20 protein-coding genes, 3 tRNA genes and 1 rRNA gene are annotated in these 22,701 nt (G+C 23.0%); 9 read left to right on the top strand and 15 right to left on the bottom strand.

Translation table 11 applies throughout. From position 1 onward, the window contains the following. Positions 1 to 80: 80 nt before the first annotated feature. From lipB to mnmA, 6 genes are all read right to left on the bottom strand, one after another. Positions 81 to 770, bottom strand: coding sequence for a lipoyl(octanoyl) transferase LipB (gene lipB, locus AB4W75_RS01200; protein ID WP_367679636.1), 690 nt, complete (start codon positions 768 to 770; stop codon positions 81 to 83). Positions 771 to 915: 145 nt separating this feature from the next. Next, positions 916 to 1,563, bottom strand: a complete 648-nt coding sequence (locus AB4W75_RS01195) for a YchE family NAAT transporter (RefSeq protein WP_367679635.1) — start codon at positions 1,561 to 1,563, stop codon at positions 916 to 918. Positions 1,564 to 1,759: 196 nt separating this feature from the next. Next, positions 1,760 to 3,712 (bottom strand): exoribonuclease II, encoded by a 1,953-nt coding sequence (locus AB4W75_RS01190; RefSeq protein WP_367679634.1) that lies wholly within the window; start codon positions 3,710 to 3,712, stop codon positions 1,760 to 1,762. Positions 3,713 to 3,946: 234 nt separating this feature from the next. After that, positions 3,947 to 4,717, bottom strand: coding sequence for an enoyl-ACP reductase (locus AB4W75_RS01185; RefSeq protein ID WP_367679633.1), 771 nt, complete (start codon positions 4,715 to 4,717; stop codon positions 3,947 to 3,949). Between the two features lie 458 nt (positions 4,718 to 5,175). Further along, complete coding sequence (gene purB, locus AB4W75_RS01180; protein WP_367679632.1) at positions 5,176 to 6,546, bottom strand: adenylosuccinate lyase; 1,371 nt, start codon at positions 6,544 to 6,546, stop codon at positions 5,176 to 5,178. 351 nt (positions 6,547 to 6,897) lie between these two features. After that, positions 6,898 to 8,019 carry a tRNA 2-thiouridine(34) synthase MnmA gene (gene mnmA / locus AB4W75_RS01175; RefSeq protein WP_367679631.1) on the bottom strand — a complete coding sequence of 374 codons (1,122 nt, stop codon included), beginning with the start codon at positions 8,017 to 8,019 and terminating at the stop codon, positions 6,898 to 6,900. Between the two features lie 670 nt (positions 8,020 to 8,689). Here mnmA and lepA point away from each other — a divergent pair. From lepA to acpS, 5 genes are all read left to right on the top strand, one after another. Next, a complete protein-coding gene (gene lepA / locus AB4W75_RS01170; RefSeq protein ID WP_367679630.1) occupies positions 8,690 to 10,477 on the top strand; it encodes a translation elongation factor 4 in 1,788 nt (595 codons plus the stop codon). 27 nt (positions 10,478 to 10,504) lie between these two features. Then, entirely contained in the window at positions 10,505 to 11,404 is a 900-nt protein-coding gene (gene lepB / locus AB4W75_RS01165) for a signal peptidase I (protein ID WP_367679629.1), read from the top strand. A 112-nt stretch (positions 11,405 to 11,516) separates the two neighbouring features. Then, positions 11,517 to 12,197, top strand: a complete 681-nt coding sequence (gene rnc, locus AB4W75_RS01160) for a ribonuclease III (RefSeq protein ID WP_367679628.1) — start codon at positions 11,517 to 11,519, stop codon at positions 12,195 to 12,197. Beyond that, a complete protein-coding gene (era, locus tag AB4W75_RS01155) occupies positions 12,194 to 13,060 on the top strand; it encodes a GTPase Era (RefSeq protein ID WP_367679627.1) in 867 nt (288 codons plus the stop codon). Before rnc ends, era begins: the two co-directional genes overlap by 4 nt. 163 nt (positions 13,061 to 13,223) lie before the next feature. Continuing rightward, positions 13,224 to 13,604, top strand: coding sequence for a holo-ACP synthase (gene acpS / locus AB4W75_RS01150; RefSeq protein WP_367679626.1), 381 nt, complete (start codon positions 13,224 to 13,226; stop codon positions 13,602 to 13,604). Positions 13,605 to 13,614: 10 nt separating this feature from the next. On the opposite strand, the gene tadA is transcribed toward acpS, so the two are convergent. Further along, entirely contained in the window at positions 13,615 to 14,094 is a 480-nt protein-coding gene (gene tadA / locus AB4W75_RS01145; RefSeq protein WP_367679625.1) for a tRNA adenosine(34) deaminase TadA, read from the bottom strand. Positions 14,095 to 14,140: 46 nt separating this feature from the next. Then, positions 14,141 to 14,635, bottom strand: coding sequence for an SsrA-binding protein SmpB (gene smpB, locus AB4W75_RS01140; RefSeq protein WP_367679624.1), 495 nt, complete (start codon positions 14,633 to 14,635; stop codon positions 14,141 to 14,143). A gap of 105 nt (positions 14,636 to 14,740) precedes the next feature. Between smpB and AB4W75_RS01135 the strand changes: the two genes are divergently transcribed. Then, the gene (locus AB4W75_RS01135; protein WP_367679623.1) at positions 14,741 to 15,028 is read left to right on the top strand and encodes an RnfH family protein; all 288 of its coding nucleotides are present in this window, start codon (positions 14,741 to 14,743) and stop codon (positions 15,026 to 15,028) included. Between the two features lie 47 nt (positions 15,029 to 15,075). On the opposite strand, the gene AB4W75_RS01130 is transcribed toward AB4W75_RS01135, so the two are convergent. The 4 genes from AB4W75_RS01130 to dnaQ all read right to left on the bottom strand — a co-directional run bounded on the left by AB4W75_RS01130 (position 15,076) and on the right by dnaQ (position 17,285). Continuing rightward, positions 15,076 to 15,627, bottom strand: coding sequence for a nucleotide exchange factor GrpE (locus AB4W75_RS01130; protein WP_367679622.1), 552 nt, complete (start codon positions 15,625 to 15,627; stop codon positions 15,076 to 15,078). A 73-nt stretch (positions 15,628 to 15,700) separates the two neighbouring features. Further along, positions 15,701 to 16,156: a xanthine phosphoribosyltransferase gene (gene gpt, locus AB4W75_RS01125; RefSeq protein ID WP_367679621.1), complete on the bottom strand. Its 456-nt coding sequence runs from the start codon at positions 16,154 to 16,156 to the stop codon at positions 15,701 to 15,703. A gap of 250 nt (positions 16,157 to 16,406) precedes the next feature. Beyond that, a tRNA-Asp gene (locus AB4W75_RS01120) sits at positions 16,407 to 16,480 on the bottom strand. Positions 16,481 to 16,556: 76 nt separating this feature from the next. Beyond that, complete coding sequence (gene dnaQ, locus AB4W75_RS01115) at positions 16,557 to 17,285, bottom strand: DNA polymerase III subunit epsilon (RefSeq protein WP_367679620.1); 729 nt, start codon at positions 17,283 to 17,285, stop codon at positions 16,557 to 16,559. A gap of 82 nt (positions 17,286 to 17,367) precedes the next feature. Between dnaQ and rnhA the strand changes: the two genes are divergently transcribed. Together rnhA and gloB are read left to right on the top strand one after the other, a co-directional pair. After that, complete coding sequence (gene rnhA, locus AB4W75_RS01110) at positions 17,368 to 17,850, top strand: ribonuclease HI (RefSeq protein WP_367679619.1); 483 nt, start codon at positions 17,368 to 17,370, stop codon at positions 17,848 to 17,850. 85 nt (positions 17,851 to 17,935) lie between these two features. Further along, positions 17,936 to 18,673, top strand: a complete 738-nt coding sequence (gene gloB, locus AB4W75_RS01105) for a hydroxyacylglutathione hydrolase (protein ID WP_367679618.1) — start codon at positions 17,936 to 17,938, stop codon at positions 18,671 to 18,673. A gap of 6 nt (positions 18,674 to 18,679) precedes the next feature. Here the strand turns inward: gloB and AB4W75_RS01100 are convergent. The 3 genes from AB4W75_RS01100 to AB4W75_RS01090 all read right to left on the bottom strand — a co-directional run bounded on the left by AB4W75_RS01100 (position 18,680) and on the right by AB4W75_RS01090 (position 20,474). Beyond that, positions 18,680 to 18,755: transfer RNA gene (locus AB4W75_RS01100), tRNA-Ala, on the bottom strand. A gap of 16 nt (positions 18,756 to 18,771) precedes the next feature. Further along, a tRNA-Ile gene (locus tag AB4W75_RS01095) sits at positions 18,772 to 18,849 on the bottom strand. A 60-nt stretch (positions 18,850 to 18,909) separates the two neighbouring features. Next, positions 18,910 to 20,474 (bottom strand): 16S ribosomal RNA (locus AB4W75_RS01090). A gap of 338 nt (positions 20,475 to 20,812) precedes the next feature. On the opposite strand from AB4W75_RS01090, the gene argS reads away from it, so the two are divergent. Further along, positions 20,813 to 22,546: an arginine--tRNA ligase gene (gene argS / locus AB4W75_RS01085; RefSeq protein ID WP_367679617.1), complete on the top strand. Its 1,734-nt coding sequence runs from the start codon at positions 20,813 to 20,815 to the stop codon at positions 22,544 to 22,546. The last annotated feature ends 155 nt before the right edge of the window (positions 22,547 to 22,701 follow it).

The following is a 22,701-nucleotide window of genomic DNA, read 5'->3' as shown; positions in this document are numbered from 1 at the left end:
ACTTTTAGATTTAATATATTGTGGATTACTAGAACATAGTAATTGTTTATTGGTTATTTTTGTCAATTTTGTCTTCCATTTTAAATAATAATTTGATGATAAATTAAATTTGAAATAAATAATATACATTTATAAAACAAAGTAAAACTAACTACAAAAAAAAAATATAATTGCTGTAATAATACTGATTTTACTTGATGTAAAGTAATATTAGAATGATGTTTTGCCATCATAGTCATTTTCATAGTTTTATTACCGCAAGGATATATATAACTAAATGGAGATAAATCCATATCAACATTTAATGATAAACCATGTAAGGAATATCCATTTTTAATTCGTAATCCAATAGAACATACTTTACTATTATTTATATATATCCCAGGAGAATTATTAATTCTGTATCCTATAATTGAAAAATATTGCAATGTATTAATAACAATTTGTTCCAACAATCTTATAAAATAACGAGGATACATCTTTCTTTTTTTTAAATTTATTAATACATATATTATTTGCTGTCCTGGACCATGATATGTAATTTTTCCACCTCTATCACTATACTCAATAGGTATACCATTTAAATTAATTATATTTTCTTTAATTTTTATTTGACCTTCAGTAAAAACAGAATAATGTTCTAGTAACCAAATTTCATCAATACTTGTACTGTTACAATTATTTATAAATTCATGCATTGCATTAAAGCTTGATTTCCACTGACATAAACCAAAATCCCTAATAATTAATTTTTTTGTATATAGATTCATATTAAAGTCATCTTTGTACGAAATATATTTAATAATTATTTAATTTTATGTAATTAAATTACAAATTATTAATAAATATTAATTATTAATAATATGATTGTGATATTTATTACATTGCAAAATTAATTACATATTATAAAGGTAATCAAAAATGATGTAATATTGATTTCATACTTATAGTTATAAACTCTATACCTAAAGACATAAGTAATAAACCCATAATTCTAGTTAAAACATTAATTCCAGTTTTTCCTAAAAACTGTACTAAACAAGGACCAGTCTTAAATAATATCCAACAAAAAAAAGAAAAAAAGAAAATCAATAAACAACATAAAAATAAACTAATCCAATTTGAATAATAGTTACTCCATACAATAGTAGAACTAATAGCACCTGGACCTGCTATTAAAGGAATAGCTAATGGTACTATAGAAATATCTTTATTTATAGATTTAATATTATTTATTGATTTTTTATTCTGTTCACTTTCTTCAATAATTTTTCCACTAACCATAGACATAGCAATTAAAATAATTAATATTCCTCCAGCTATTCTGAATGAACTAATAGAAATACCAAAAATATTTAAAATACTATCTCCTATAAACAATGTAATGCATAAAATAATAGCAGCAGACAAATTAGCCTTAAAATTTGTTTTATTTCTTTCCAATATTGTTTGATTATTTGTCATACTCATAAAAATCGGAATCATACCAATAGGATTAACTAGTGCAAATAAATTAATAAAAAATTTTATATAAGAAAAAAAATCAGGAAATAAAACATGCATATCATACCTCATAATTTATAGTATTGCAGATCTATTACAGATTATATAAAAAAATTAAATAAATATTATATTAATCATAATTATAATATATCAATATCAATACTATGAAAAAATATTTCAAAATAAATTTTATAAAATTATAAAATTATTTATATGTATATAAATTATATATTTTTATATATAAAATATAGTTAAACTAATTATATGTTATCAATTTTGCTATAATATTTCTATTCGATATTTTAATATCTACTAAATTCACTTCTATTACATCAGTAATTTTATAAATTACAATATTTTTTATATATATTAAACCATTTTCTTTATCAAGAAATAATTCTTCTTTTACTACATGTAATAAATAAGCCGGTATAAATACATTTGCACCATTAATTAATAATTTAGCTCTAATTCCACTTTTAAATACATCTATAATTTCTGCAGAAAACTGTGTGGTATTACAATTATTCTTATTAAGATATAATGAATATAACCAATCTTCAATATTTCTTTGAGCTAAACGATATTTTCTCTTTTTATCATTAATATTAATTAAAATATCATTCTCTAATTTTATACTTTTTTCACCCTGAATAATAGATTTTAACAAACGATGATTAATAATATCACTATATTTTCTTATTGGAGATGTCCAAGTAGCATACTGTTCTAAACCTAAAGAAAAATGAGGATAAGAACATATATTTATTTCTCCAAAAGATTGTAATTTACGTATCCTCATATCTAAATAAGAATTAGATAAAATATCTAATTTTCTATGCATTGCACAAAATCCTGATAAAGTCATAATTTCTTTTGCATTACACTCAATATTAAATTTAGATAAAATAGAAACTGCATGTTCAGCATGAATTAAATCTATAAAACCTTTATGTATATTATATATTCCATAACCCAAATGTTTATTTAAAAACTTAGCTGCACATATATTAGCAGCAATCATAGCTTCTTCAATCATTCGATTCGCAATTCGTCTATTTTCAATTAATATATTTACAACAGAATAATTTTCATTAAAACAAAATTTATATTCAGGTTTTTCTTTAAATATTACAGCATTATTTTTTCTCCATGAAGTTCTAATCATACATAATTCGTGAAGTAAATTAATTTGATTTGAAATAGATTGAGAAAAAGGTTTCCACGTTCCTAATTTTTCTAACCAATCAGAAACTTCTTCATAAACTAATTTAGCTTTGGATTTTATCCATCCTAAAAAAAATGAAATACTATCATCTATAATAGTTCCAGAACAAGAAACATTAAATTGACATAATACAGCAGGACGAATTGAATTAGGTAATAATGAACATAAATTTTCTGATAGTTCATCAGGTAACATAGGTATTGTTAAACCTGGTAAATAATTTGTAAAACTTCTTTCTCTAGCAATACAATCCAATCGGCTATTGTGCATGATATATGAACTAGGATCAGCAATAGCAACTATAATTGTTAATTCTTCTGTTCCTGTTTTTTCAATATAAATAGCATCATCAATATCTTGAGTTTGAATACTATCAATTGTAATAAAATCTAAATGTGTTAAGTCTTTTCTTAAACTTATTTTATTAAATATAATTTCTTGATTTTGAAGTATTAATGGAGCTTTTTTTTCTAAATTATAAGCAGATAAAGTTACTAACCAAGGATATAAATTATCCTGTTCTGTAGTAATAAAATCAATTAATTCTGCAAAAAAAAATTGATCACCTTTCAATTTATGTTGAATTAATTTAGCTACAGCCCAATCACCATGTTTAAAATTATGTAATAAATTAGATCTTTTTGAACATTTTATTAAATATTTAAATAATGGATAGTCAGGAACAATAAACAATTGATTTTCTTTTCTTTTTATTTTTCCTACAAATTTTTTTAAAAATGGATCAATTAATTTTTCTGGCTCAACTATATCCCTGTTTTGTTCTACTTTTAATAATGCTATAACTTTATCACCATGCATAACTTTTTTCATATTTTGTGGTGGAATAAAATAACTATTTTGAGAATCTACTTCTAGAAAACCAAATCCTTTTTCTGAACTTTTAATAATTCCTTCAACACGAGGAGTTTTAGAATGCAATTTTTTTTTTAATTGTACCAGTAATGGATTATCTTGAAACATGAGTATAATACCTAAAATATAAAGTAAAATTAAACACAAAAAATAAAACATATATTATTATAAAAATAAATAATACATTCAATAAATTTATTAAATTTGAAATTAATACAAATTCAATTAATGGGAAAAACAAAGAATTTAAATTCTATTAATAATGATATATATATATCATAAAATAAATATTTTATTAAATTCTAATTAATTAATAAATTTATAGTAATACAAAAGACATAATTATATCGCTGTAATATTAAATCCATTATCAACATAAATTATTTGTCCAGTAATTCCTATCGATAAATTAGAACACAAAAAGACAGCTGTATTTCCAATATTTTGAATAGTTATAGGTTGTCTAATAGGAGAATTCTTACAGTATTTTTTTAATATTTGATGAAAATTTTTAATTACATGTGAAGAAGAAGTCTTAACAGGTCCTGAAGAGATTGCATTTACTCTAATTTCTTGCTTACCCATAGAATAAGCTATATATCGTACATTAGACTCTAATGATGCTTTAGCTACACCCATAATATTATAATAAGGAACTACACGTAAAGCTCCTAAATAAGAAAGTGTTAATAATGATGCATTTTTATTCAACATATTTTTACTTTTTTGAGCCATAGAAACAAAACTATACGAAGCTATATTATGTACTTCCTGAAAATCGTCTTTAGAAATGGATTTAAGATAATCATCTTTAAATTGTTCACTTTTAGCAAACGCAATGCAATGCACAAATCCATCAAATGTTTTCCAATATTTTGATAACTGTAAAAAAAGTTTTGTAATATTTGAATCATGCGTTACATCACAGGGTAAACATATATGAGAATTAAAAAATTTAGCAAAGGATTGTATTCTTTTTTTTAAACGTTCATTGAAATATGTAAAAGCTAATTCAGCTCCATGTTGATACATAGATTCTGCAATTCCAAAAGCAATAGAAAATTTATTAGATACACCTGTAATTAAAATTTTTTTTCCAGCAAGTAATTTCATATTTATTACCCAATTGTATATATTAATGTGGTATTTTAATATTTCATATAAATTATAATATGATATAATGTAAATTATTATAAATTTAATTAAATTATTTTAATTAAATTAATTATTTCATTAATTATAAATAATATATAAATTAATAATTTTATATTACTAACTATATATATTAATTTAAGAAAATAAAGTAATAAAGAATTGTTATTTCTAAAAGTATTAAGAAATTATAAATTTATAAATTAAAAAATTAAATACTATTAAAATATAATTTATAAAAAAAAATAAAAATACAAAATTAATATAAAAAAAAATAAATTATTTAATACTAATAATAAATATTATTAATATATATATGTATAAAATAAATAGAAAAAAATATGAATATATGCATAATTAAATTACATATATAAAATAGTTTTTTTTTAAATAAATTATTAATATATATATATAAATTTTTATATTACTTCATCAATAATATTTACGGCATAACCAATATAGTTAAAAGGAGTTAATAACAGTAATTTTTCTTTTTCTATAGGAGGGATAGATAATTGATTAATAAAATTATGAATTAATTCTTTATTAATAATTTTTCCTCTAGTAAATGTTTTTAATATTTCATATGAATTATGAATATTATATTTTCTCATTACTGTTTGTATTGGTTCTGCTAATACTTCCCAATGTTTATCTAACTCTTCTAATAGAATTGTAGTATTAATATCTAATTTACTTATTCCTAATATAGTAGATTTATACGAAATTATTGAATATGAAATAGATAGTCCTATATTTCTTAAAACTGTAGAATCACTTAAATCTCTCTGCCATCTAGAAATTAATAATTTATTTGATATATGTTGCATAATAGCGTTAGATAATCCTAAATTTCCTTCAGAATTCTCAAAATCTATTGGATTAACTTTATGTGGCATAATTGAAGAACCAACTTCATCTAAATTGATTTTTTGTATAAAATAATTTATTGAAAGATAACCCCACATATCTCGATTAAAATCTAACAAAATATTATTAAATCTAATAATACAATCTAATAATTCTGAAATATAATCATGTGGTTCAATTTGAGTAGTTAATGGATTCCAAATTAATCCTAACTCTGTTATAAAATTTTTACTAACTTCATGCCAATTAATATTTGGATAAGCAACATAATGAGCATTATAATTTCCGATAGTACCATTAATTTTTCCTAAAATTTCTATTTTTTGTAATATTTTTAGTTGACGTTCCATTCTATATAAAAAATTCGCTATTTCTTTTCCCATGGTTGAAGGAGTAGCTATTTGGCCATGTGTACGAGTTAACATTGGAACATTTTTATATTTTATCACCATTAATTTTATTTTATTTATCAGTTTTTTCCATATTGGAATTAATATATTTTTCCTAACATATTTTAATGTTAATGCATATGCTAAATTATTGATGTCTTCGGAAGTACAGGCAAAATGAATAAATTCTAAATTAATATCTGAATTAAATTTTTTTTTAATTTTGTCCTTTAAAAAATATTCAATAGATTTTACATCATGATTATTTTTTTTTTCTAATAGTTTAATTTCATAAGCATCATTCTCATTAAATTTTTCTTCAAGATCAATTAAAAATTTATTTAAATCTAAATTAAAATTAGATAATTCTAATATTTTTGGCAAAGTTGATAATTTTTTTAACCATAAAATTTCTATTTTTAAACGAAATTTTAATAATCCATATTCACTAAATAATTTCCTTAAATCTAATGTTTTATTAAAATAACGACCATCAATTGGTGAAATAGCAGTTAAAGAAAATAAATTCATAAAAACCAGTCCCATTTTTAAAATCATAATAATTAAAAATGATTTCTTTAATTATTATCATCATAATTAATTATGAAATTGTATTTTATATTATTTATAATTATAATTAAAAAAAAAATAATAAAAACTATATCTATTGATAAAATAGATACAATTATATTAATACAATTAATAAAAATTTTTTCTATTACTAATAAATTTATATAAAGTATTAATAAAATGAAATTTTTATAAAATATGTTAATTAAATTAAAAATATCATGACATTTAATACAAAATATTAATTGATATAAAAAGAAATATTAACTAATATACCTCAAATAAAACACATATATTAAAATTATTTAATAATTACATTTTACATGATAATAATGGAAATCTTGATTTTATAACACCTCCTCCTAAACATCTTTCATCTAAATAAAAAACTGCAGATTGACCAGGAGTAACTGCAAACATAGGATAATATAAAAAAACTTTAACACATTTATTATTAATTATACTAACTTTGCAAGTGACCGATTTCTGCAAATGTCGAATTTGTACACTACATTTAATATCTTTTGTTAAAAGATCATATTTATTAATCCAATGAATATTTTTTACTATTAAACCAATAGACATTAAATATGGATTATTTCTACCTTGTACTACTATTAATAAATTTAAACTAATATTTTTTTCTGCAACATACCAAGGTAATGATTTTTTTTCTTTAATTCCACCTATATTTAATCCTTTACGTTGTCCTAATGTATAATATGTTAATCCTATATGTTCACCTATCACTTCTTTTTCTATAGTAACTATTTTACCTGGAATAATAGGAAAATAACGATGTAAAAAATTTGTAAAATTTTTAGGTTGTACAAAACAAATTCCTGTAGAATCTTTTTTATTAGCCACTTGAATATTAATATTATAAGCTATTCTTCGGACTTCTTGTTTAGTTAATTCTCCTATAGGAAATAATGTTTTTTTGATTTGATATTGATTTAAAGTATATAAAAAATAGCTTTGATCTTTATTTTTATCGAACGCCCTTAATAATACTACTTGATTATTTATTTTTTTTTTACGTACATAATGACCAGTAGCTATATAATTTCCACCTAAGTTAGTAATAGCAAAATTTAAGAATAATTTAAATTTAATTTCTTTATTACATAAAATATCTGGATTAGGTGTATTGCCTTTTTTATATTCATTTAAAAAATTTAAAAATACTTTTTTCCAATATTCAATTGAAAAATTAATAGTATGCAAATGCAATCCTAATTGATTACAAACATTTTTAGCATCATCTAAATCTTTTTTAGAAGAACAATATTGTTTATTATCATCTTCTTCCCAATTCTTCATAAATAAACCCTCTACTTGATAATTTTGTTTTTTTAATAACCAAGCAGAAACAGAAGAATCAACACCTCCAGACATAGCTACGATAACTTTATTACCTTTATTTATTATCATATAACTTTATTTTGATTACCTACTATTGTTCACTACAATAAACAATTATATTTAATATAAAAATTAATTAAAATGAATATTTTTATTATTTAAATTCAAAATGTTATTTTAACAAAATACATATAGATCTTACAATACTTATTCTTGATAATTAAATTATTTTATGATTAAATTTAACAACGGTAGTATTTGTTATACTAGAAAATATTATGCATAATTAATTTTATATTTTCACATCTAGTATAATTAAAATTCAAAAAATAATATTTTTTATAAACATCGATTCTAATACTTTGTTAATTTTAAAAAATAATACAATATAATAAAAATTATATTTTCATCATTAAATTTATTATTGATATGATATGTCAATATTTATAATATATTAGATATAACTATTATTAATATCAATTATAAATATATTTAAAAATAAACATCCCATAATAAATTTTTTATAAAATATATGTTGATTAAATTATTATATTTAATATATGTATATTACAAACAATTTTAATTAATAAAATGCATATTAGATAATATAATTACATTTACAAAAATAATCATTTTTTTTTTTGCTATTTTAATTATTAAATTAAACTTATCTATAAAAGATATGATCTATATTTTTATAGATACAATACCGTCACATTATTTTGGTTAAAATTGTAACATGAAAAACATAAGAAATTTTTCTATTATTGCACATATTGATCATGGAAAATCTACATTAGCTGATCGTTTTATTCAAATATGCGGAGGATTATCACAAAGAGAAATGTCTTCACAAGTATTAGATTCTATGGATTTAGAACGAGAAAGAGGGATTACAATTAAAGCGCAAAGTGTTAAAATTAATTATTCTTCTAAAAATGGAAAAATATTTCATTTAAATTTCATAGATACACCTGGACACGTAAATTTTTCATATGAAGTATCGCGATCATTATCTGCATGTGAAGGAGCTTTACTAGTTATAGATTCTACTCAAGGAATAGAAGCTCAAACTTTATCTAATTGTTATACAGCAATGAAAATGAATTTGAAAATCATACCTATATTAAATAAAATTGACTTACCTACTGCTAATCCTGATCAAGTTGAACAATCTATTAAAGAAATTATAAAAATTCCTTTTCATCATGCTGTTCGTTGTTCAGCAAAAACAGGATATGGAATTATTAATGTATTAGAACAAATTATTACTGATATTCCATCCCCAACTGGTGATAATAATGCACAATTACAAGTATTAGTTATTGATTCTTGGTTTGACAACTATTTAGGTGTAATGTCTTTAGTAAGAGTTAAAAATGGAATACTCAAGCAAGGTGATCAAATTCAAATAATGAGTACAAAAAAAAACTATTATATTAATAAAATTGGAATTTTTACTCCTAAAAGAATTATACAAAACACTTTACAATCTGGTGAAGTTGGTTGGATTGCTTGCGGTATTAAAAATATTACAGCTATACCAGTAGGAGATACTTTAACTGCATTTAACAATCCATCATCTCACAAACTACCAGGATTTAAAAAAATTAAACCACAAATTTATGCTGGATTATTTCCTATTAATTCTAATCAATATACAAATTTTAGAGATGCATTAGGAAAATTGAAATTAAATGATGCATCTTTATTTTATGAACCAGAAAATTCTTCTGCTTTAGGATTTGGATTTAGATGTGGATTTTTAGGATTATTACATATGGAAATTATTCAAGCTAGATTAGAACGAGAATATAATCTTGATTTAATTTCAACCACACCTAGTGTAATCTATGAAGTAGAACTAATTAATAAGAAAATATTATATTTTAATACACCTTCTAACTTGCCTAACATACATACAATTAAAGAAATAAGAGAACCAATTGCTGAATGTAATATATTAGTTCCTTCTAAATATTTAGGAAATGTTATAAAACTATGCGAAGAAAAGCGTGGAATTCAAATAAATATGATTTACCATCATTATCAAATTTCTATTACTTATGAAATCCCTATGTCAGAAATTATTCTAAATTTTTTTGATCATCTAAAATCTATATCCAGCGGTTATGCATCTTTGGACTATCATTTTAAATATTTTAAAAAATCTGATTTAATTTGCTTAGATATTGTAATTAATAATGAAAAAATAGATTCTTTATCCATCATTATACATCGAACTAAATCACAATTTTATGGAAAATTAATTGTAGAAAAAATAAAAAAAATTATTCCTAGACATCAATTTAATATTGCTATTCAAGCAACAATTGGAAATAACATCATTGCTCGTTCTACCATTAAACAACTTAGAAAAAATGTATTAGCAAAATGTTATGGTGGTGATATTTCTCGTAAAAAAAAATTATTACAAAAACAAAAAGATGGGAAAAAGAAAATGAAAAAAATTGGAAATATTCAAATTCCAAAAGAAACATTTTTATCTCTTTTAAAAACTTATTAAGTCTAATAAATCAAAGGATTAAAAATAATGGAAAACATGATTTCAATAATATTATTCATAAGTATATTAATTTTATTATTTATATATTTTATTAATTTCATTCAACATAAAATTAATAAAAATCATGTTCAAAATAAATGGCAAAAAAAAATACTATCTATACTACCTATATTAATTATAGTTTTTATTATACGTTCGTTTATTTATGAATCTTTCAGAATACCTTCAAGTTCGATGGTTCCTAATTTATTAATAGGAGATTTTATATTAGTTAAAAAATTTGCTTATGGAATTCGAGATCCAATTTTTCATACTAATATTATTAAAACTAGTTTACCTAATAGAGGAGATGTTATCGTTTTCAGACATCCTATTCAAACAAATATAAATTATATTAAAAGAGTAATTGGTATACCAGGTGATACTATCATTTATAATATCATTAATAAAAAAATAGTAATTATACCAATGTGTAATTCATCAATATCCTGTAAAATAATTCATGTTGTTCAAAAAACACTTCCTTACAATAATAATTATATAAATAATACATATAAAGAAGAATATAATAATTTTTATGCTTATAATCAAATTAAAAAACATATCTTCAAACATTTTTTTTCTCTAAAATTACTTGAAGAAAAAATTGAAAATAAAAAATATAAAATTATTCTCTTACAAAATTTATTTAATGTTCATCACACTAATAAAAAAAATATTAATTATAATAAAATATGGATTGTTCCTAAAAAAAAGTATTTTGTAATGGGAGATAATAGAGATAATAGTTTTGATAGTCGATATTGGGGATATGTTCCAGAAAAAAATTTAGTAGGTCAAGCTACTTATATTTGGATGAGCATCAAAAACATAAAGTATTGGTTTCCTATTACATTTCGTCTATTTAGAATAGGAACTATTAATTAAACAGTAACTTTATATAGTGAATTTAAAATTATTAATATAAAGTATTTATCTTTCTTAAAATCACGATAATTTATTATATTAAATCAAATTCAAAAATTTATATTGGTACATCATGGATCATATCATAATAGACAGACTACAAAAAGTAATAGGTTATACTTTTATACAAAAAGAAATTTTAAAACAAGCGTTGACACATCGAAGTGCAAATAGTAAACATAATGAACGTCTTGAATTTTTAGGAGATTCTATCTTAAGTTTTGTAATTGCTAATGCTCTATATCACGATTTTCCATATGTAAATGAAGGAGATATGAGTAGAATGAGAGCTACTTTAGTACGTGGTAATACACTGGCAGAATTAGCATATGAATTTGATTTAGGAGAATGTTTACAATTAGGACAAGGAGAAATAAAAAGTGGAGGTGAATGTAGAGAATCTATTTTAGCCAATACGATAGAAGCAATTATAGGAGGAATATTTTTAGATAGTAATATTAAAACAATTGAATCATTAATATTAAAATGGTATAAAAAAAGACTAAAAAAAATTAGTCCTGGTGATACACAAAAAGATCCAAAAACTAGATTACAAGAATATTTACAATCAAAACGATTGCCATTACCTTCTTATATAGTTATGAAAGTATACGGAGAAGCACACGATCAAATATTTACTATTCATTGTATTATTACTGGTGTACATGAACATTTAGTTGGTATAGGATCTAGTCGTAGAAAAGCAGAACAAAGTGCAGCTCAACATGCATTAATAAAATTGGGGTTAGAGTGAAACATAATAATAATAATAAATTTTGTGGTAAAATTGTATTATTAGGGAAAAGTAATGTAGGTAAATCTACTTTATTAAATCAAATTATAGGAGATAAAATTTCTATTGTATCTCATAAAACAAATACTACGCAAACACAAGTAATTGGTATTCAAACTGAAAATAATTTCCAATTAATTTATATTGATACTCCAGGAATATATAATAAAAAAAATATATATTTTTCAATTAATAATATAAATCAATATATAAAAAAAACAATTGCAAATGCAAATGTAATTGTTTTTATGATCAATCAAATACATTTTAACATCACTGATGAAAAAATATTACAATTAATAACAAAAATAAATAAATCTATTATTGTTGTAATTAACAAAATTGATTTAATTAATAATAAAAAATTATTATTACCTTTTATACAATTATTACATAAAAAAAATAATAATTTAAATTGTATTATTCCTATTTCAGCAAAAAAAAAACATAATATAACAAATTTAATTAAAGAAATTAAAACGTTATTACCACAATCTAGACATGAATATTCTAATAATATTAATACTACTAATTCATTAAATTTTACTATAACAGAAATTATAAGAGAAAAAATTATTTATTATTTTCATAAAGAAATTCCATATATAATTGATATTAAAGTTGAATCAATTAATATTAGTAGCAATAGAAATTGTAGTATAAAAGTATTATTAATGGTCAATAACTATAGACAAAAGAAAATTATAATTGGGGAAAAAGGAGAAAAAATTAAACATATAAGTACATTAGCAAGAAAAAATATAGAAAAAAAAATTCTTAAAACTGTTTTTATTACTATTTGGGTTATTACTAAAAAAAAATAAAAAAATTTAATTTAATACAAATTAAATATTATTATAATAAAATATATTTTAATTCATAATTTAATATATTTAATTATTGAAATTTAATTATTTTTAATAATAAATCAAATTTGATTAAAAAAAAATAAAATTAAGTACAATTTAAAAAAATAAATATAATTTTATGAATATATTTGGAATTGGTATTGATACTGTATCTTTTATTCGAATAGAAAAAATATTTAAAAAATTTAAATATAAATTTGCTCAAAGGATTTTATCTATAAACGAATTTAAAGAGTTAATTAAAAAAAAAAATAAAATTGCATTTTTATCGAATAGATTTGCGGTAAAAGAAGCAACCGTAAAAGCATTTGGAACCGGTATAAGACATGGAATTTGCTTTAATCAAATTGAATTAATACATAACGAATTAGGAAAACCAGAAATAAATTTATTAAAGTTATCACTGCAATTATTTATACATAATAATTTAAAGTCAATCCATGTTTCTTTATCAAATGAAAAATTATATACATGTGCAATAGTTATAATTGAAAAATAAATATATTTTTTTATAATTGATTTAATAAATTTTTCTTTCTTTTTTTATGAAAAAATTTTTTTATCATTGTAGAACATTTTAATTCTAATATTCCTGATTTAATTTTTAAACTACTATTTACAAAAATATGCTTTAATAAATGTTGTTTAAAGCAACATTTATTATTACTATTGTCATGAGCACCATATACTAAATTTGATATACGACTTAAAAATATAGCACTAAAACACATTAAACAAGGTTCTAAAGTTACATATAAAGTTGTATTTAGTAAACGATAATTATTTAAAAATTTTCCACCTTGACGCAATGCTATAATTTCAGCATGTCCTGTTGGATCATTTTTACTAATTGAATTATTTCTACCACAACCGATAATTTTATTATTTAAAATTAAAATAGAACCTATAGGAATTTCACCTACAATTTCAGATAAATAGGCTAATTGTATTGCTTGATTCATCCAATATTCATCATTTTTTTTGTTCATATATTATATATATCAATTAAATATAATTTTAAAAATTATAATATAATTAATTATTTTTCATGCTATTTTTAATAATTCTGTTTTTTTCTATGATCCAATCACGTTTTTTTATACATAATCTTTTATCTTTATTTTTTTTTCCTATTGCTAATCCTAATTTTAATTTAAACCAGGATTTTTTTAAAAAAATAGATAATGGTATAATTGTATACCCTTTTTTGGAAATTTTATTTTCTAAAAATTGAATTTCATGTTTATTTAATAATAATTTACAAGCGTTACAATTATGTTTATTTTCTACATTTTTTATCACTGTAATTAATTTTTTAAAACATACACCATATAAAAATGCTTCTCCTTTATTAATACTAACATATGAAGTACTAATATCAACTATTCCCAATCGTAAACTTTTCACTTCCCATGATTGCAGTATTAAACCTGCTTCAAATATTTTTTCTATAAAAAAATCTAAATATGCTTTTTTATTAGAAACAACATTTGAAATAATATTACTATTTTTATTTTTTTTTGAAATCATATAATTTTAATTAATTTTTCTTAATATATATTATATAAATAATTATTTAAAAGAATTAAAAAAATCTATAAAATATAAAAAATTAGATATAATATATGGTTTATTATGAATTACATAAATATTACTATAGTGTATGCCTTACCTGAAGAACAATTCATAGAAAATTTAACATTAAAAGAAGGTTCTACTGTTGAATATGCTATGATACAATCAAATATCTTTACTAAAATAAAAAAAAGTATTTTATCCAATCCAATTGGAATTTATGGAAAAATAGTAAATTTAAATTATGTATTAAAAAATAATGATAGAATTGAAATTTATAGAAAATTGAATTTTAATCCCATGGATTTAAGAAGAAAAAAAATTCTATCTTACAAAAATAAAAAATAATTTATTACAATTAATTTTTTTTTTGTTTTTTATATTTTAATAAATTATTAACATTTAGATACTATTACCATTGCTGGTCTCAATAAACGATTATGTAATAAATATCCTTTTTGTATAGTAGAAACTACATGATTGTCTTTGATATTAGGATCCATTACTAAAGACATTGCTTGATGAATTTCTGGATTAAAAACAACATTCGTTTCATTGATAATTTTTACATTATACTCTTTCAATAAAAATAAAAAATCATTTAATATTGATTCAATAATAGTACTAATATGTTTTGTATATTCATTATCAAATAATTTAAAAGCACACTCTAAACTATCTATTACTGGAAGTAAAGAAATAATAATTTTTTCTAAAGAAAATTTATAAATATTTTTTACATCTCGATCAATTCTATTTCTTACAGTTGAAATTTCTTTTTCTAATAAAGACTTATGATTAACAAATATATCTTGAAGTGTTTTTAATTCCTTTTTTAAATCAATATTATCAATTGTTTGATTAATTTTTTTATTATCGTCTGTAAGAATATTTTTTTCATCTACATTATTATTATTTTTTAATTCTTCATCAGTATTATCAATCATAACGTTACTCCTATAATATTTTTTCAAGAAAATATCTTTTAATAATTACATCAATTAAAATATTATTTTTAATTTACTTAATCATTGGATCAATATAAGAAATAGACATATCCCATGGTAATTCAATCCATATTTTTTGTGGTACATCTATGATGTATCTATCAACCAATGAACGAGCTTGTGGTTTAGCAAAAATTGTGACAAAATAAGAATTAGGATAAATTTTACGAATAATAGAAGCAGTACCACCAGTATCTACCAAATCATCAATAATAATTGTTTTGCTACAATTTCCTTTTGCTTTCTTTATTATTTGAATATCTCGCATAATATTAAAATCATAGCTAGAAATACATATAGTATCTACATAACGTATCCCTAATTCTCTAGACAAAATAGATGCAGGGACCAGACCTCCTCTACTAACTGCAATAATTCGATTCCATTGTTTAAAATTCATTAATTTTTTAGCTAATTCTTTAGTATGAATATGCAACATATCCCAAGTAACAATGTATTTATTAGTCATTAAATTAATCCTAAAATCATATCATTGTCAAATTAACTATTTAATTATCATAAAAAAATATTATTTTTACAAATACTTTGATCTATAAAATATATTCATATATTAAATATTTTTAAAAATCAATTTAAAAATAAAAATGTTATTCTTTAAGAAATTTATTTGTTTATTTTATACAATAACTGTATAAAAATATAGTTTTTTTATATACATAAAATTTAAATGATAAATATGATTATATCATTTAAATATTCGGTGCGGACGGGGATCGAACCCGCGACCCCTGGCGTGACAGGCCAGTATTCTACCAATCTGAACTACCGCACCTATATAAATAAACTTTTAATATGATTAAATTAAAATTATACATTTTTTTTTATGCAAGTCAATCTCTATTCTGTAACTAGTTTATTTTTTCTTTCCAAATACATTTACCAAATTGATTTTTCATATTTGTTAAATATTTTTCATGTAAAATACATTCACTTTTACTCGCTAATTTTAATAACGATAAATCACATTTAGTTTTAGTAATATCACTATATGTAATATTATCATTATTTAAATGATCAGAAAATTGTATCATATTTTGATCAATAGTCATTAATAAATATACTTTAGATAAAATTTGAGCATCTAACATTGCATTATGTGTTACTCTATTAATTGGAATATTATAACGTTTACATAATGCATTTAAATTATTTTTTTTTCCTGGAAAAATTTTTCTTGCTATTGATAAAGTATCAGTAATATTACATATATCTTTTATTTTAGGAAAATTCATATTTAAATTATTAAATTCATAATCAATAAAACCAACATCAAAACTTGCATTATGAATAATTAATTCACTTCCTTTAATGAAATTGAAAAATTTATGTGCAATATTAATAAATTTTGGTTTATCTAATAAAAAATTATCGGTGATACCATGAATTAAAAAAGCTGATTTATCTATTTTTCGATTAGGTTGAAGATATACATGAAAATTAATACCTGTTAATTTTCTATTTAAAATTTCTACAGCACCTATTTCAATAATTTTGTGTCCTATATACGGTATACCAGAAACATTAATACCTGTAGTTTCAGTATCTAATACAATTTTCCTATTACAAAATAAATTCATGATGAATACTTGAAATATAAAATTAAAAATATAATCTTATAGAGATTATATATAATTTAATAAAAAATCAATACTACTATATATGTTAAAATCAATTACAATGTTTACAGATGGATCATGTTTAGGAAATCCAGGTCCAGGAGGATATGGAATCCTAATTAGATATAAGAATTATGAAAAAACTTTTAGTTCTGGATTTTACTTAACCACTAATAATAGAATGGAATTAATGGGAGTTATTAAAGGAATAGAGCAAATCAAAGAATCTTGTTCTATTACAATTATTACTGACAGTCAGTATGTAAAGAAAGGAGTTTCTATTTGGTTAGATAATTGGAAAAAAAAAAACTGGAAAACAGTTAAAAACAAAACAATTAAAAATATAGATTTATGGATTAATTTAAATAAAATATTAAAATTTCATTTTGTACAATGGATATGGGTTAATAGTCATAATGGACACTTAGAAAATGAAAAATGTGATTTACTAGCAAAAAAATCAGCTAAAAAACCATTATTTATAGATTATGGATATATTAATACAAAAAAATATAAAACTATATAATTTTTAAAATGTAATAATCTTTTAGCCCATTGTAATAAATTAAAAAAATAAATAATTATTTCAAATTACGAGTGGAATTTAATATATGTTATATTTAACTGTTATACCTATCTTACAAGATAATTATGTATGGATATTAAGAAATTCAGAAAAATGCTGTATAATAGTAGATCCAGGAGAATTTACACCAATATTTAAAGTTATAAATAAATTTAAATTAATACCAAAAATTATTTTAATTACTCATAACCATATTGATCATGTATCTGGTATTCAAAAATTAATACAGAATTTTCCAAAAATAAAAGTGTATGGACCTATAGATTGTATAAAATATGGAGTGAACAATATTTTAATAGGAGGGGAAAGTATTAATTTGTTACAAAATAAATGTATTGTTATGCATACTCCTGGACATACTTTAGATCATCTTTCTTACTATATTAAACCATATTTTTTTTGTGGTGATACTTTGTTTTCTGGAGGATGTGGGAAAGTAAATAATAATTATTACTACATGATGTTTAAATCATTAAAAAAAATTTCATTACTTCCTGAATCTACATTAATATGTTGTTCTCATGAATATACTAAACAAAACATTAAGTTTGCAATATCAGTTTTCCCTAAAGAAAAAGAACTAACTGAATTTTATTACCTAATCAATAAAAAAAAACAATTATTAATTAGTTTACCTAGTACTCTAAAAATAGAAAAAAAAATTAATATTTTTTTAAAATTAACATTAAATCAAGATATACATCTAGAATCATATTATTTTAATTTATTCATTAAACTTAGAAAAGAAAAAGATAACTATTAATTTAATTGGTGGAGCTAAGCGGGATTGAACCGCTGACCCCCTGCGTGCAAGGCAGGTGCTCTCCCAGCTGAGCTATAGCCCCATATTAAAGATGGTGGTGGTAGGCCTGAGTGGACTTGAACCACCGACCTCACCCTTATCAGGGGTGTGCTCTAACCAAACTGAGCTACAAGCCTGTAATATGGTTTTTATATCAGATAATTTATGTGGACACTTATAAATAAAAGTGTATTTTTTAAGGAGGTGATCCAACCGCAGGTTCCCCTACGGTTACCTTGTTACGACTTCACCCCAGTCATGAACCACAAAGTGGTAGGCGCCATCCTAAAAAAGGTTAAGCTACCTGCTTCTTTTGCAATCCACTCCCATGGTGTGACGGGCGGTGTGTACAAGGCCCGGGAACGTATTCACCGTGGCGTTCTGATCCACGATTACTAGCGATTCCGACTTCGTGGAGTCGAGTTGCAGACTCCAGTCCGGACTACGACGAACTTTTTGAGGTTGGCTTGTCTTCGCAGATTAGCATCTCTTTGTATACGCCATTGTAGCACGTGTGTAGCCCTGGTCGTAAGGGCCATGATGACTTGACGTCGTCCCCACCTTCCTCCGGTTTATAACCGGCAGTCTCCTCTGAGTTCCCGGCCTAACCGATGGCAACAAAGGATAAGGGTTGCGCTCGTTGCGGGACTTAACCCAACATTTCACAACACGAGCTGACGACAGCCATGCAGCACCTGTCTCACAATTCCCGAAGGCACTTCTATATTTCTACAGAATTTTGTGGATGTCAAGACCAGGTAAGGTTTTTCGCGTTGCATCGAATTAAACCACATGCTCCACCGCTTGTGCGGGCCCCCGTCAATTCATTTGAGTTTTAGCCTTGCGGCCGTACTCCCCAGGCGGTTGACTTAATGCGTTAGCTTCGGAAGCCACTTCTCAAGGAAACAACCTCCCAGTCAACATCGTTTACAGCATGGACTACCAGGGTATCTAATCCTGTTTGCTCCCCATGCTTTCGCACCTCAGCGTCAGTATTCGTCTAGGAGGTCGCTTTCGCCACAGGTATTCCTCCAGATATCTACGCATTTCACCGCTACACCTAGAATTCTACCTCCCTCTACGATACTCTAGATTATCAGTTTCAAATGCAGTTCCTAGGTTAAGCCCAGGGATTTCACATCTGACTTAATAATCCGCCTACGTGCTCTTTACGCCCAGTAATTCTGATTAACGCTAGCACCCTCCGTATTACCGCGGCTGCTGGCACGGAGTTAGCCGGTGCTTCTTCTTCGGGTAACGTCAAGAATAAACTTTATTAAAATTTATTTTTTCCTCCCCGCTGAAAGTACTTTACAACCCTAAGGCCTTCTTCATACACGCGGCATAGCTGCATCAGGCTTTCGCCCATTGTGCAATATTCCCCACTGCTGCCTCCCGTAGGAGTCTGGACCGTGTCTCAGTTCCAGTGTGGCTGGTTATCCTCTCAGACCAGCTAGAGATCGTTGCCTTGGTGAGCCGTTACCTCACCATCAAGCTAATCTCGTCTGGGTTCATCTAAAAGTGTAAGGCTTTATTAAGCAAGCTTCTTCAAGTCCCCTACTTTGGTTTCTCAACATTATGCGGTATTAGCCACCATTTCTAGTAGTTATCCCCCTCTTTTAGGTAGATCCCCAGATATTACTCACCCGTTTGCCGCTTGCCGACAAAAAAAAGTAAACTTTTTTTCTCGATGCCGCTCGACTTGCATGTGTTAGGCTTGCCGCCAGCGTTCAATCTGAGCCATGATCAAACTCTTCAATTTGAAAAATTTACTTATTTAATCTTTAAAATAAATTTAAAGATTATAAAAATGAATTTAAAAACTTAACATTCACTTAATTTAAAGTGTCCACATAGATTTTCTGATATTTTTAAAGAGCGTTTAATACTGAACTTTATTAATAATACACGTTTTATATTAAAAGTCAATGTTTTGTTAATCTTATTTTTTAATTTTTATAGTTTAACTATAAATTATTTATTAATATATTTAAATAAATTATTATTAAATCATGAAATATAGATAAAACAATTGATAAACAGTAATAATTATAATATTTTTAATAAATATTAAAATATAATTATATTATAGGATTATATATGAATATTCAAAAATTTTTATCTAAAAAAATAAAATTATCATTAATTAATAATAATGCTTCTCTAAATTGCGATCCTTTTATTATTCGATCAACAAAAAAATATAATGGAGATTATCAAGTAAATGGAATTATGAAAATAGCGAAAACAATAAATATTGAACCATTGATGTTAGCTGAAAAAGTTATATCTAATATAGATCTAAACAATGTAGCCAAAAAAATAGAAATTATTCCTCCAGGATTCATTAATATTCATTTACATCAAGAATGGATTGAACAACTAATAGAAAAAATTAACACATGTTCAAGACTAGGAATACATAAATTTATAAAAAGAAAAAAAATTGTTATAGATTATTCTTCTCCTAATATAGCAAAAGAAATGCATGTAGGTCATTTGAGATCAACAATTCTAGGTGATTCTATGGTTCGAATTATGGAATTCTATGGACATAAAATTATTAGAGCTAACCATATTGGTGATTGGGGAACACAATTTGGAATTCTATTAGCATATTTAGATTATATTAACAAAGATAATATAAAAATAAACATTAATTTAAAAAAACTAGAAAAATATTATCAAATATCAAAAAAAATGTATTCAGAAAATAAATTATTTGCAATATTATCTAAAAAATACGTAGTAAAATTGCAAAATAAAGAAAAAAAAACATATGATTTATGGAAAAAAATTATCAAAATAACAATATTAGAAAACAATAAAATTTATAAAATGCTCAATACTACTTTAAGAAATCAAGATATTAAAGGTGAAAGTAGCTATCATCATATGATACACAATATAATTATAGATTTAAAAAAAAAAAATATCGCTATTAAAAAAAATGGCTCACTTGTAGTTTTAATGGATCACGTAAAAAATAAAAATAATGATACTATGGGAGTTGTTATACAAAAAAAAGATGGAGCAATCTTATACGCAAGTACAGATATTGCTTGTTTAAAATATCGTTGTAATGAATTACAAGTAGATAAAATCATATATTACATAGATAACAGACAAAAAGAATACTTACAAAATATATGTAAAATCGTAAAACGAGCTGGTTATACATCTGAAAAAGTTCAAATACAACATCATAATTTTGGAATGATTTTATCTAAAAATAATAAACCATTTCAAACTAGAAGCGGTAATACAATTAAATTATTTGACTTACTGACAGAGTCTATTAATCGAACAACAAAAATTATTAAAGAAAAAAATCCTGTTTTATCCGAAGAACAAATTATTAATATAGCTAATAAAATAGGAATCGGTTCAATAAAATATGCAGATTTATCTAAAAATAGAGTACAAAACTACATTTTTGATTGGAATCAAATGTTAACACTAGAAGGAAATACAGTTCTATATATACAATATACCTATACTAGAATATTATCAATATTTAGAAAAGGTAAAGAATCTATATTCAAACTACCATCTGGAATTAAATTAACAAAAAAAATAGAAATAAAACTAGGAATAAAAATTCTACAATTTGAAGAAATACTTTTACAAACAAGTGAAACAGGACAACCACATTTAATATGTAAATATCTATATGAACTATCTGTAATCTATTCTAAGTTCTATGATACATGTGATATTTTATCTTCTAAAAATATTACTTTATTAAGCAGATTAAAATTATCTTCTTTAACTTGTAGAACAATTAAAAAAGGATTATATATGTTAGGTATTAAAGTTATACCATATTTATAATTATAAATATAATAATTATATACATAAACCAAGTAAAAACACGTTCATAAATTATTTTTTACTTTAAAATAAAAAGATCAAAAATGTGAATTCTAATTATTTTTACGTGTTTATCTTGTTTAATATAAATTTTAATATGTAAATAAACTAATTTT

It is taken from the genome of Buchnera aphidicola (Eriosoma lanigerum) (assembly GCF_964059125.1).
GTDB classification, from domain to species: Bacteria; Pseudomonadota; Gammaproteobacteria; order Enterobacterales; family Enterobacteriaceae; genus Buchnera_D; species Buchnera_D aphidicola_C.
Note: the sequence above shows the minus strand (reverse complement) of the source record. Positions and strands in the feature narration are given on the sequence as shown.

Coding starts and splice junctions, on each gene's coding strand:
- lipB (WP_367679636.1), bottom strand. CDS start 770: ATGAATCTATATACAAAAAAATTAATTATTAGGGATTTTGGTTTATGT.
- AB4W75_RS01195 (WP_367679635.1), bottom strand. CDS start 1,563: ATGCATGTTTTATTTCCTGATTTTTTTTCTTATATAAAATTTTTTATT.
- AB4W75_RS01190 (WP_367679634.1), bottom strand. CDS start 3,712: ATGTTTCAAGATAATCCATTACTGGTACAATTAAAAAAAAAATTGCAT.
- AB4W75_RS01185 (WP_367679633.1), bottom strand. CDS start 4,717: ATGAAATTACTTGCTGGAAAAAAAATTTTAATTACAGGTGTATCTAAT.
- purB (WP_367679632.1), bottom strand. CDS start 6,546: ATGAATTTATTTTCTTTAACTGCTATTTCACCAATTGATGGTCGTTAT.
- mnmA (WP_367679631.1), bottom strand. CDS start 8,019: ATGATAATAAATAAAGGTAATAAAGTTATCGTAGCTATGTCTGGAGGT.
- lepA (WP_367679630.1), top strand. CDS start 8,690: ATGAAAAACATAAGAAATTTTTCTATTATTGCACATATTGATCATGGA.
- lepB (WP_367679629.1), top strand. CDS start 10,505: ATGGAAAACATGATTTCAATAATATTATTCATAAGTATATTAATTTTA.
- rnc (WP_367679628.1), top strand. CDS start 11,517: ATGGATCATATCATAATAGACAGACTACAAAAAGTAATAGGTTATACT.
- acpS (WP_367679626.1), top strand. CDS start 13,224: ATGAATATATTTGGAATTGGTATTGATACTGTATCTTTTATTCGAATA.
- tadA (WP_367679625.1), bottom strand. CDS start 14,094: ATGAACAAAAAAAATGATGAATATTGGATGAATCAAGCAATACAATTA.
- smpB (WP_367679624.1), bottom strand. CDS start 14,635: ATGATTTCAAAAAAAAATAAAAATAGTAATATTATTTCAAATGTTGTT.
- AB4W75_RS01135 (WP_367679623.1), top strand. CDS start 14,741: ATGAATTACATAAATATTACTATAGTGTATGCCTTACCTGAAGAACAA.
- AB4W75_RS01130 (WP_367679622.1), bottom strand. CDS start 15,627: ATGATTGATAATACTGATGAAGAATTAAAAAATAATAATAATGTAGAT.
- gpt (WP_367679621.1), bottom strand. CDS start 16,156: ATGACTAATAAATACATTGTTACTTGGGATATGTTGCATATTCATACT.
- dnaQ (WP_367679620.1), bottom strand. CDS start 17,285: ATGAATTTATTTTGTAATAGGAAAATTGTATTAGATACTGAAACTACA.
- rnhA (WP_367679619.1), top strand. CDS start 17,368: ATGTTAAAATCAATTACAATGTTTACAGATGGATCATGTTTAGGAAAT.
- gloB (WP_367679618.1), top strand. CDS start 17,936: ATGTTATATTTAACTGTTATACCTATCTTACAAGATAATTATGTATGG.
- argS (WP_367679617.1), top strand. CDS start 20,813: ATGAATATTCAAAAATTTTTATCTAAAAAAATAAAATTATCATTAATT.